We start from the raw sequence: 9,833 nt of genomic DNA, 5'->3' as shown, positions 1-9,833 counted from the left end.
AGGGAGATAATATTCCTGCCATCAGCGAAGCCAACATACTCAGTACCTTTGAGCAACTCCACCAGCAGAAGGACGACGTATTTGAACGCGGGGTCATCAATTTATTCAAAGGATTATCCTGGCACTTTAAAACCAACAGTCCATGCCAATTTGGCAAAAAAATAATCATTAGCAACCTAGTCAGTTGCAACCAATGGGGCTTTACCCTGAACCAGGGTTACCGGCGAGACCAGTTGGCGGATTTGGAACGAATGCTTTATCTGCTGGATAGTAAACCTATTCCCGACAACCGTGGTGATGTCACTATACGTTTGACGGAGCATATTCGGGACAACCCTTCGAAGGATGTTTACGAAGATGCATTTTTCAGCATTCGTTACTTTCAGAAAGGAACCGCTCATCTGACATTCAAGCGACCTGAGCTGACTGAGAGAATGAATGATATCATTGCCAAGCATTATCCGGGCATGCTAGCCCAGCGATAATAGGCTGTATTTTCTTAACAAATTTATCTGTTGGTATAAATGTTGGTACAAATTTTATCGAACACGATTTTATCCATATAAAACATATCAATACTTGATGTGTTCGAATCCTGTAGGGGCCAATAAAATCAATCACTTATCAAAACCCATCACCTCCAAAGTTTCCAACTGGGACATATTTGGGACATTGTCACCCCAAATGGCGTCAATTTGTTTCGCGTGTTCGGTTAGGTGGTTTGGTGCTAGATGCGCATAGCGGCGCACCATTTCTATGCTTTCCCATCCACCCATTTCTTGAAGTGCTGATAGTGGCACCCCGGCTTGAACTAGCCAACTTGCCCATGTATGCCGCAAATCGTGGAAACGGAAATCAGTGATTCCTGAATGCTTTAATCCAGTTCTCCATGCTGTATTATCATCAACGCGCTTTTTCCTCACTGCTACGGACTTTTTCCCGCTGGGTAACGTGCTTTCTTTTCGATGAACAAACACCCATTTTTTGTGATTGCCGATCTGGTCTCGTAATAACCGGCACGCGGTGTCGTTGAGAGCGACTCCGATATTGGCAGGAAAGGACAGTAAAGGTGGTTAGACATCAGGGGCTATAATTAAAGAGCATCTTATTGGTGCTCTTGATGATGGTTTTGCTTTTTGGTGCGTGATTGCAGTAGATTGCTGGGGTTGATATAAAGCGCTACTGGCTCAAGAGCTGTGCAACCATCCAGTATTTTCAAGCAAAATCGCGTAAGTTTAAGCTCAATTCGTGAACTGTGTAGAAATTAAATCACTCGATTAACCAAAGGCTTATCTATTTGATAAACAACTGCGGTTGTATGTTGACGAACTCGTCAAGTAGACTTCTTGTTAGATCATAACTGCGATAACAGTTGTGACGTTATATCGAAAACGAAATTTCGACTTTTTGTCATAAGTACTCCGGTTGCTTTTGGAGGAAATAATGAACAAATTTATAGCAAACGAGAAGATGCCGTTTAATATCCCAGAAGCTGGGTTTAACACCAAGCTAAACGTTACTGGCAACAACATTGAACATACAACAGCTTTCATGAGCAAAGGTGTTGTGGACTTCTCTTTGCCTGGATATACGACACCTCATGGATATCGGCTGGTCAAATCTCTGAGAGAAGACCATTATCGCTTAGTCACTGATTCAATTGATCCTGTGACTGTCTATGCTGTGCGCTTGGAGTTTATGGGCGATATCGTCCCAGCGAGAAGAAGCTGTACGCAGATAATGGTATGGCGCACTGTTCAGCCACAATATAATTCTGCGGTGACTGGGTTGCCAAAAATGTTCTTCCAATACTTTTTGGAAAACTACTCCATTGTTGTTTCAGATAGCGAACAAACTCATGATGGGCGTCGTTTCTGGGAAGGCATGATTGCTTGGGCCATACAAGAGGATGGTTATCACGTTTACGTGTCAGACGGCACACAGGAAGATCGCCCCCTAACATTCATGACATCATGGGATGATTTTTACGGGACATGGGCTGATTTCTGCTGGGGTGATGATAAAGACTGTCACTCACACCGATTATTAGTGATAAGTAAAGATCAATTGCACTAAGTTGCATGATATACAACTAAACCCGCCCCGGCGGGTTTTTGCATTCTGGTGCGTCTGTGCACCGGTGGGGTTATTTTTTAAGGGAGATAAGAATTTTATCTAACTTATTCTCTATTTCAGATATTCGTTTGGACAAGTTTTCACTTTCATTAAAGGAGGTTATTGGCGTATGTTCACCTGTAAGTGTCCCGCTTAAAAGAACTATTCACTTTTAGAGATCTTCCGGCATACTGAATATGTTTCTGGCATGCGTAAGATCCGATTCACTACGAAGAAGAGTATCTGCGCTGAGCTGGATTTCTGTGGCACCTGCAACTCATCTTACATCTGGAACTAAGACGGGTATATTTACAAATGGATTTCTATGGATCACATTAATAATGCTAAACGCGTTTTAGATGAAAACGCCAAAGTGCTTTACGGCATCTTTGGTGTCATTAGCCGTTCTGGCTATTTTCCACCTTTACCTTTCTTGAATGAATTCTTCATGGCTGGTAGTGACCCATGTGATCAAGATGAAAGAATGGATCGTTGGTGTCCATTTACACTCACGAGTTCTGAATATGAGGAGGTAAAGGCATGGTGGCTTGTATCTCGTCCAGGTACTGTGGAGTCTGCACTTGGCAGCGAGTGCTGGGATGATTGGATTCAAGAGATCCTGGATCTATAAATACCCTGTAGGTATCAATACAGATTAGAGCCAGTTTTGGTTTGGCTAACAAATATTTTCATTTGTGCCACGGGTACCTCGCTGTACGGCTACCAAAGCCCAGCAGGGGCATTGCAATACCGTTGCTCAGTTTTACTGTTTGTATGACGTTATCCTTCAACTGTTGTGTAGGAAAAGCATAGCACAAAGTGATTTATTTGATTAGAAGGGGTAATTAACTAGGGTTTATTAGGCATATTCATTAATCCTGCCATTAGTCATTTTTTTTCCGCCAGCAGTGCAAACAGTTTTCCTTCAAACGTCTCGCTGACCGGCCATGCTGTACTGTCCGGGCCGGGGAATACTGTGAAACCGCAATCACTGAAGAGGCTGACATACTCTTCATCCTGCCAGGCCGTCATCTGGTTGCCAAAACGCGTGGTATTGCCGTTTTCTTCTATGGCTAGAAACAGCGTCGAACTGATCTGTGTTTCTTCATCCCAAGCGTGTTCCGTTAGCAGCAGATGAGGGCGGTCAAGAAATAGCCCCTGGAGGCATGTCACCAGTTCGGTTCAGCCGTACCCTGATGCCTGACTTCCTCGGATGGCAGGCTTATCGGGCGCGAGCCGGAAATAATGGTGCTGATATCCATGATACTCTCCTTAGCGATTATCCAACTGACCGCGAACGTTGTTCAGCCCGGTAGTATTGATGCGGTACGGCTGGCCCTTGACGGACTTAATCAGTTTTTTGGTTTTGAGTTTTTTGAAGACTGCGAGCGTACAATCAGTGAGCCGCAGCCCTTCGCGGCTGTAACATTCAACGGAGGTGACATGGCCTGAGGTATCGCGGACGTGCGTAATACATCCACCTTTGGCGAGAACGTGTAAGGTACGTTGTTCCTGACGAGATAAATTCATACTGGGAAACCTGTTAATCATCATGTGCAAAATGTGCAAACACACAGTGGTGCCCGCATTCAATTTCGGCGCATTGATAACCAGTCCGGCCTGAAAAGGTCGGCAAGCTGATTATCGGATGATTACATTCTCCAGCATCAAAGCCTCAGTATGAGTTGAAAGGTATTTACAGGGTGGATAGTAACACGTGATATTTTTACGGGAATAAACAAGCCTGAAAAATGTGATCTGAAAAGGGAAGATCCGTGGGAGAGCATTTTCTCGCGGCAGTTGGCGGATGCAGCAGATAACAATTGGTATCAGTTAATGCAGACTGTCTAGCCCGAGCATATCGCCAGCTGAACAGCAGTTGGATTTAGAGGCTATCGCTTCCGGGCCAGGAATAGCTATGGGACTCGGGTTGGAGTACTGGCAGCATCAGGCATTGGATTTTGTACTGCAGGATCTGAAAAAATTCCCAGGAATGGGCTGGTCATTGTTGGCGGTGGGGTTACGTAGCGAGAGGAGCCGTGACCGGTCTATGGCGCTAAACGCATTGGAAGTTTGGCCTCAGGATGATTGGTTGCCTGATATGTCAAAGGCGTTGGCGGATAGTTTATGTCATGAGCCCGATGAACAGATGCGGGAGCGTTTGCATAAGTTGTGTGTCAATCTTGGGATCACTACGGGCTGACCCAAGATAGTTTTTGAAAAACGCCCTGGCAGAGATGGAAAAGCAGCAGGGCGTTGGCAAAATATTGAAGGCTCAGTCATTACAATGAATTGATTTCCTGTAAGATTCCCTGCTTCAGTTTCTGCCTTTTTGCCTCATCTTTAGCGAGTTCAGGTTTCAGTTTCAGGGCATCTTCCAGTTTATCACCCAGTGTTGGGTTGCCATAAATCCAAGCGTTAGTTTGCTCATCACCGATAAAACGGGCGACGATCGTGGCCGCTTTTTCATACGTCTGGATGTCAATCCAGGGGGTGTCAAACGAGAAAGCTGAGGTCGAGGATTTTACAATCAGAGGTGTTTCTGCATGGATATCTCTTGATGAACGACCAATGCGTAGTGTGAAGAGCCCCGGTTCAAGCACCCAACTGTTTTTATCCTCATCGTAATAAGAGAATGTGCGTTTATCCAGTTTGAAGGTCACGTGTTTTTCCTCTCCCGCCGACAGGCTGACTTTTTTAAATGCTTTCAGTTCCTGTTCTGGCCGATTAAGGCGTGAGGCATTGTCATGAACATAAAGCTGCACAACCTCTTTTGTATCAATACTGGAGGTATTACGTACAGGAATGCTTACCTCAATATTCTTTTCTGTATCGATGTTGAATACCGGTTTTTCAGGGCTGATTTTCCCGTAATTCACTGTGGAATAAGAAAGGCCATAACCGAATGGATACATAGGGGCAATGCGCTTGGTATCAAAGTGGCGATAGCCGACATAGATCCCTTCACCATAGATAACTGTTTTAGCGTTACCAGGGTAGTTACCAAAGCTTGGTGAATCTTCGAGTCGTTTCGGGAAGGTTAGCGGCAGTTTGCCCGAAGGATTTACCTTACCAAGCAGAATATCGGCAACCGCATTTCCTGCCTGTTCACCGGGTTGCCAGGTGAGAAGAATGGCATCAGCATCTTGTTCCCAAGAAGCCATTTCTATCGGCGAACCAATATTGAGCAGAACCACCACCTTTTTATTCTGCTGATGGAACGCTGAGGCCACCTTTTTAATCATTGCCACTTCATCGGTATGCATCGCCATAGAGTAGCGATCAGCTCCCTCTGTTGAACTACGGCCGACTGAAATCAGGGCGATATCACTCTCTTGTGCTGCTTTAGTGATGGCATGCTGGTTAACCGGTTCATCCAACGTCTGATCCCCAATCTGCCTTATGAGCGCTATCCCTGCGTTTTTCAGGCCCTGTGGCAGTGTCACCAAGCGTTTGGGATCAATATTGACCTCCGCACTCCCCCCTCCTGTTACAAAGAAATTGTCAATGTTTTGACCGAAAGCGGCAACGCGGAAGGATGCTTTCATTGGTAGGGTTTGTGCATCATTTTTTAGTAATACCATTGAATCTGCTGCAATTTGTCGCGCCAATACTGAATGATCGGCTGGTTCTGGCATCACGGCAGCGTCCCTGTTTTTGAACCGGTGAGTTTTGATCACGACATTGAGGATATTGCGAATATTTTCGTCTATCTGGTTTTGGGTTAGCTCACCAGATTTTAGCGCCGCTAACACCATATCTTTAGGATCGGTATTGGGTGTCAGGAATAGTGAGTCGTCTGGTGTGCGCCCACCCGGCATATTGAGATCGTTACCCCCTTTCAATGCGCTGACCGGATCGGTCACACCATACCAATCTGACATGACAAAGCCATCGAACTTCCATTGTTGGCGCAATACATCCTTTAATAACCAAGGATTTTGCGAGGATGGTGTCCCATTAATTGATGGATAAGAGCTCATTACTGCCCAAGGTTGCGCCTTTTCCATGGCATATTCGAAACCGGGGAAATAGATTTCATGTAGCGCACGGTCTGAAATAATCTCGTTGACTATCTGACGGCGTGTTTCCTGATTGTTGGCGGCAAAATGTTTGAGCACTGCGCCCACGCCTTCTGCCTGCATACCGTCAATATAACCGGCAGTCATGATGGCATTGAGTAAGGGGTCTTCTGTGAAATATTCGAAATTACGTCCATTCAATGGATGGCGCTGAATATTAATCGCTGGACCGAGAATTAAATCCACACCATATCGCTTGGCTTCATCACCAATGGCTCCGCCGACACGCTTAACAATTGCTGGGTCCCAGGTGGCCGCCATTGCCACCGACACCGGGAACCCTGTGGCAAAGCGCTTCTCACCACCGGTTGGTCCTGCCCCTAGCCTGACACCTACCGGCCCATCGGCAAAAACAATCTGTGGTATCCCCAGCCTTGGTATCGCCAGGGTTGAACCGGCAGCACCGGCAACTTTTTCTGCGTTATTCATACCTGTGCCGGAAACAAAGGCTGCTTTTTCTTCCAGTGTCATCGCCGCGATGACAGAGGGAATAGACTCAGCCTCTTTTAACTGAGGAGTGGCCCAAGCGGGAATTGAAAGGAAAATAAATGCTGTGAAAAAACATGTTTTATTCAGATTCATATATCATCCATTGTATTAATGAAAGTGAAGTTATTTATGCTCACACTGGTCGGCATTGGGCCAGACGGTTCTTTTTTATTGTTTAAGGATTACTTATTCTCTATGCGCTGCAAATCGGCATCCAGTAAGTGGGTCAGCAACGCCGAACCATCCTTAGCAACACGAAACTCACCGTAGCGTGCATTGACGTAATCTTCCGCATGTCCTTCCTGGAAAAAATACGCATCCGTTCCTATCTGAATAGACCTGCCCTTAAAGCGGTATTGCAAATAATGTTGATTATCTGCCAGAGGCTCACCCTGATCAATTCTGGCCGCTGTGGCCCGCTGGCGATCGTCGAGTTCAACAATTAGACGCCTTTTGGACTCAGGACAAGGCAGTGAAGGCTCTTCTCTGCATTTTTCTTGTTCTGCATAGAATTGTTCATTGAATGGCGCTACAAGGGCATAACTCAGCGCCATATAATCACCCTGCATCAATGATCGGGGATCCACCGGGGCCAGTTCCAGAATAATGATGTCACCTTTAGCCAACAAATGTTGCTTCTGATAAATAGAGATATTCACCACGATCAGGGCAATGATAATGACCGCGATGCTGAGCCATTTTCTCTTAAGCATGTTGATTGACCTCCCCAGCAGAGAGTACTCGATTCAATACGGCGGCCAAAACCAGCAGCAAGACACCACACCCGATTAATAACAATGATTTATACAACAAGCTGAAGCCGAGGAAGTAATACCAGCCACTGGTGTAAACCGCGAGAAAACAGGCTGCAACCCCCAGTAACCACTGATTCCCTTGATAACGGGCAATCAATAACAGTGCCAAACCAAAACCCATTCCCGGTGCAAAATAGGCTGCAAGGGAGGTTACGACCGCCGCTATCAACCAGAGTGGCTTGAGCTTACTGCGATGCAAAACCCATTGAATTAGCGTAAACAGCAAGAAAGCGGCAGGGATCCCGTAGCTCAAACTCTGTTCCAAATAAAGCCCCCGATCTGACATCCAGTAGAATTCATGGATATTCCCCATCTGAATGCTGTGCAGGCAAACCACCAATATGCCCCCGATCCCGCCATACATTAACGGATGAATCAGTGGTGCATTGACGGTCGCCAGCAATTTAATTTCATTGCAGATCAGCCAAAGAATCAACATGACAATGACGGTGACTATCAGGATTGGAATGAAGAAAAAGAGCTGTTGGTTATCGGGTGCCAAGTGCCATATCAGAGCGTAGCTTGTCGTAACAATACTCATGAATACCAACGTGCCCGTCGCCAGAAAGCGATACATATCATTGTGGAATACCACAATCAGAACCGCCAAAACAGGAATGAACCACAGACTTTGCATCAGCATCAATCTGCTGCTTGAATCCTGGATTAATATTATTCCGCTATATAACCCGATCGAGGATGCTATTGCCCATACCAAACCAATTTGCTGCCTCCCCAGGCCCGGGCGGATGAGCAATAACGCGGCAAAGGCACTGCCTATCAGTGAAACAACAATAATTGTTCCAGCATTGAGATTGTCAAACATCCCACTGACAAATCCCAGCAATATCAACAGAGCTAACAGGATTAATGCCGCGATCCACCCGCCGAACGCAAAAGCGGTGCGAATATACCAAGGCAGAGTTAACTTGCCTTGTTCAGCAAGCAACACCGCTTTTTGGTCTGCGTTGAGCAACGAATGCTGTTCGAGATTAACTAACAGTTCGTCGTAGGCTGATCGGGATAACTCCACGGCTTGATTTGGATACATCTTTCGGCGCCAGTGGAGTAACAATTTGCCCCCTGCGCCAAGCAATAGGGCGATTAATATCCCAATCAGGAACAGGGAACCAACATTTCTATACCAACCCCAGCCCGCCGAGGTAAGGATAGCGGCAGTTCCCACCGCTAATAAGCTGCAAACACCCAGTGTCAGCATGCATAAATCGGGTTGGCGATAGCGATACCACCAATAGCCACCGGCCATAACCGCTACCCAGCAAAGTAGTAAAACGTAGCCAGGCTGTTGGAAGTGAAAGTAAGTGAGCTCACTGATTATTGGGGTTGTCAGTGACAGTAAAAAATAGGCTGCCATGAGCCTCGGAAACCAGCGATTTGCCGTTTTATCGGGGGATTGGGTTTTGCTGAATCTTTGTACCACTTCCCAGGTCAAAAGACATAATCCCTGAAAAAGCAAATAACCATACGTGAACAAGGTGTTGAGATAAAAAATGCTGTCGAACAGTGAGAAAGAGACCGTAAACGGTGATGAGTAACTGAAGAAAAAGAGATTCAGGCCAATATTGGTCACCAGCCAGGTTAAAAACCATAATCCCCCCTGCCTGCTGAGCAACGCTAAAGGGAGAAGAATGAGTGCCCAAGCGCGGAATAACTCCCAGCTATCGGCCCCGGTTTGGTAAATCTGCCCGAAGACGGCAAACAGCGCACCAAAGAGGAACCCAGCAGCCAATAATGCCGTGCGACTGACGGCATCATACCAGCGCCACCAGATGAGAATGGCCAAGGCCACGATCAGCAATTCGATGATACCGAACTTTGCCATTGCGGGCATTGCCGCCCAGTTCCACGCAAAGAAAAAGATGACGCCACAGATGACCGCGAGGGACCCGGCCAGTAGCAGCGTTCTACTGAGAAACAAACGCCAAGCCTGACGTTCGGGCCGGACACCACAATAACGTAATATCTGTTCAAAGGCCGCAGGTGCCAGAAGATGCATTGGCAAGAGTGACTGCAACTGGCGGCAGAGTTGCGCTGCCGCATGTGAAGGCATCCAAGACGCGGGTTTTGGTGCTGCCATGGTTTACATCCTTGTTTCTGAAAGCGAAAGGGATATCAAATGCCGTATTGTTGCCGATAGGCTCTGACGGCGGCAAGATGGCGGGCCATCTCTGGTTTCTTGACGAAAAGTGATAAATGATGAATACGTTCAATATAAACGGTGAATGCGTTTAATATAAGCGATAAGTGCATTTAATATAAGCGATGAAAGCGTTCAATGTAAGTAATGAGTAGAGGGAAGGCATTGGTCAGA

At 46.4% G+C, this 9,833-nt stretch carries 7 protein-coding genes and 3 pseudogenes; 4 read left to right on the top strand and 6 right to left on the bottom strand.

The genetic code is table 11. The annotated features are described in order from the left end of the window. On the top strand, window positions 1–485 hold a 485-nt coding region (locus AC971_RS11245), incomplete at its 5' end, for a DUF4942 domain-containing protein (RefSeq protein WP_156170218.1). Between the two features lie 132 nt (window positions 486–617). Here the strand turns inward: AC971_RS11245 and AC971_RS23055 are convergent. Beyond that, window positions 618–1,046 (bottom strand): annotated as a pseudogene (locus tag AC971_RS23055) (tyrosine-type recombinase/integrase); the annotation flags it as partial. 397 nt (window positions 1,047–1,443) lie between these two features. On the opposite strand from AC971_RS23055, the gene AC971_RS11845 reads away from it, so the two are divergent. Continuing rightward, window positions 1,444–2,076 carry a hypothetical protein gene (locus tag AC971_RS11845; protein WP_025382936.1) on the top strand — a complete coding sequence of 211 codons (633 nt, stop codon included), beginning with the start codon at window positions 1,444–1,446 and terminating at the stop codon, window positions 2,074–2,076. 364 nt (window positions 2,077–2,440) lie between these two features. Next, entirely contained in the window at window positions 2,441–2,746 is a 306-nt protein-coding gene (locus tag AC971_RS11840) for a hypothetical protein (RefSeq protein ID WP_025382937.1), read from the top strand. 263 nt (window positions 2,747–3,009) lie between these two features. Here AC971_RS11840 and AC971_RS11835 read toward each other — a convergent pair. After that, window positions 3,010–3,326: pseudogene (locus AC971_RS11835) on the bottom strand (class I SAM-dependent methyltransferase); the annotation flags it as partial. Between the two features lie 61 nt (window positions 3,327–3,387). Next, window positions 3,388–3,645 carry a YjhX family toxin gene (locus AC971_RS23050; protein WP_071825484.1) on the bottom strand — a complete coding sequence of 86 codons (258 nt, stop codon included), beginning with the start codon at window positions 3,643–3,645 and terminating at the stop codon, window positions 3,388–3,390. Between the two features lie 228 nt (window positions 3,646–3,873). Between AC971_RS23050 and AC971_RS11825 the strand changes: the two are divergent. Next, a pseudogene (locus tag AC971_RS11825) lies at window positions 3,874–4,318 on the top strand (hypothetical protein); the annotation flags it as partial. 79 nt (window positions 4,319–4,397) lie between these two features. Here the strand turns inward: AC971_RS11825 and AC971_RS11820 are convergent. The 3 genes from AC971_RS11820 to AC971_RS11810 all read right to left on the bottom strand — a co-directional run bounded on the left by AC971_RS11820 (window position 4,398) and on the right by AC971_RS11810 (window position 9,599). Further along, a complete protein-coding gene (locus AC971_RS11820) occupies window positions 4,398–6,779 on the bottom strand; it encodes a beta-glucosidase (RefSeq protein ID WP_025382940.1) in 2,382 nt (793 codons plus the stop codon). A gap of 89 nt (window positions 6,780–6,868) precedes the next feature. Next, window positions 6,869–7,399 carry a GDYXXLXY domain-containing protein gene (locus tag AC971_RS11815; RefSeq protein ID WP_025382941.1) on the bottom strand — a complete coding sequence of 177 codons (531 nt, stop codon included), beginning with the start codon at window positions 7,397–7,399 and terminating at the stop codon, window positions 6,869–6,871. Then, a complete protein-coding gene (locus AC971_RS11810; RefSeq protein WP_025382942.1) occupies window positions 7,392–9,599 on the bottom strand; it encodes a DUF4401 domain-containing protein in 2,208 nt (735 codons plus the stop codon). Before AC971_RS11810 ends, AC971_RS11815 begins: the two co-directional genes overlap by 8 nt. Window positions 9,600–9,833: the final 234 nt, after the last annotated feature.

The sequence above is a fragment of the Yersinia similis genome (genome assembly GCF_001053095.1).
In the GTDB taxonomy this organism is placed as follows: Bacteria; Pseudomonadota; Gammaproteobacteria; order Enterobacterales; family Enterobacteriaceae; genus Yersinia; species Yersinia similis.
This window is presented reverse-complemented; position numbering and strand designations above follow the sequence as displayed.

What these genes read in the sequence shown, in the direction of transcription:
- AC971_RS11840 (WP_025382937.1), top strand. Translation starts at nt 2,441, where the DNA reads ATGGATCACATTAATAATGCTAAACGCGTTTTAGATGAAAACGCCAAA.
- AC971_RS23050 (WP_071825484.1), bottom strand. Translation starts at nt 3,645, where the DNA reads ATGAATTTATCTCGTCAGGAACAACGTACCTTACACGTTCTCGCCAAA.
- AC971_RS11810 (WP_025382942.1), bottom strand. Translation starts at nt 9,599, where the DNA reads ATGGCAGCACCAAAACCCGCGTCTTGGATGCCTTCACATGCGGCAGCG.
- AC971_RS11815 (WP_025382941.1), bottom strand. Translation starts at nt 7,399, where the DNA reads ATGCTTAAGAGAAAATGGCTCAGCATCGCGGTCATTATCATTGCCCTG.
- AC971_RS11820 (WP_025382940.1), bottom strand. Translation starts at nt 6,779, where the DNA reads ATGAATCTGAATAAAACATGTTTTTTCACAGCATTTATTTTCCTTTCA.
- AC971_RS11845 (WP_025382936.1), top strand. Translation starts at nt 1,444, where the DNA reads ATGAACAAATTTATAGCAAACGAGAAGATGCCGTTTAATATCCCAGAA.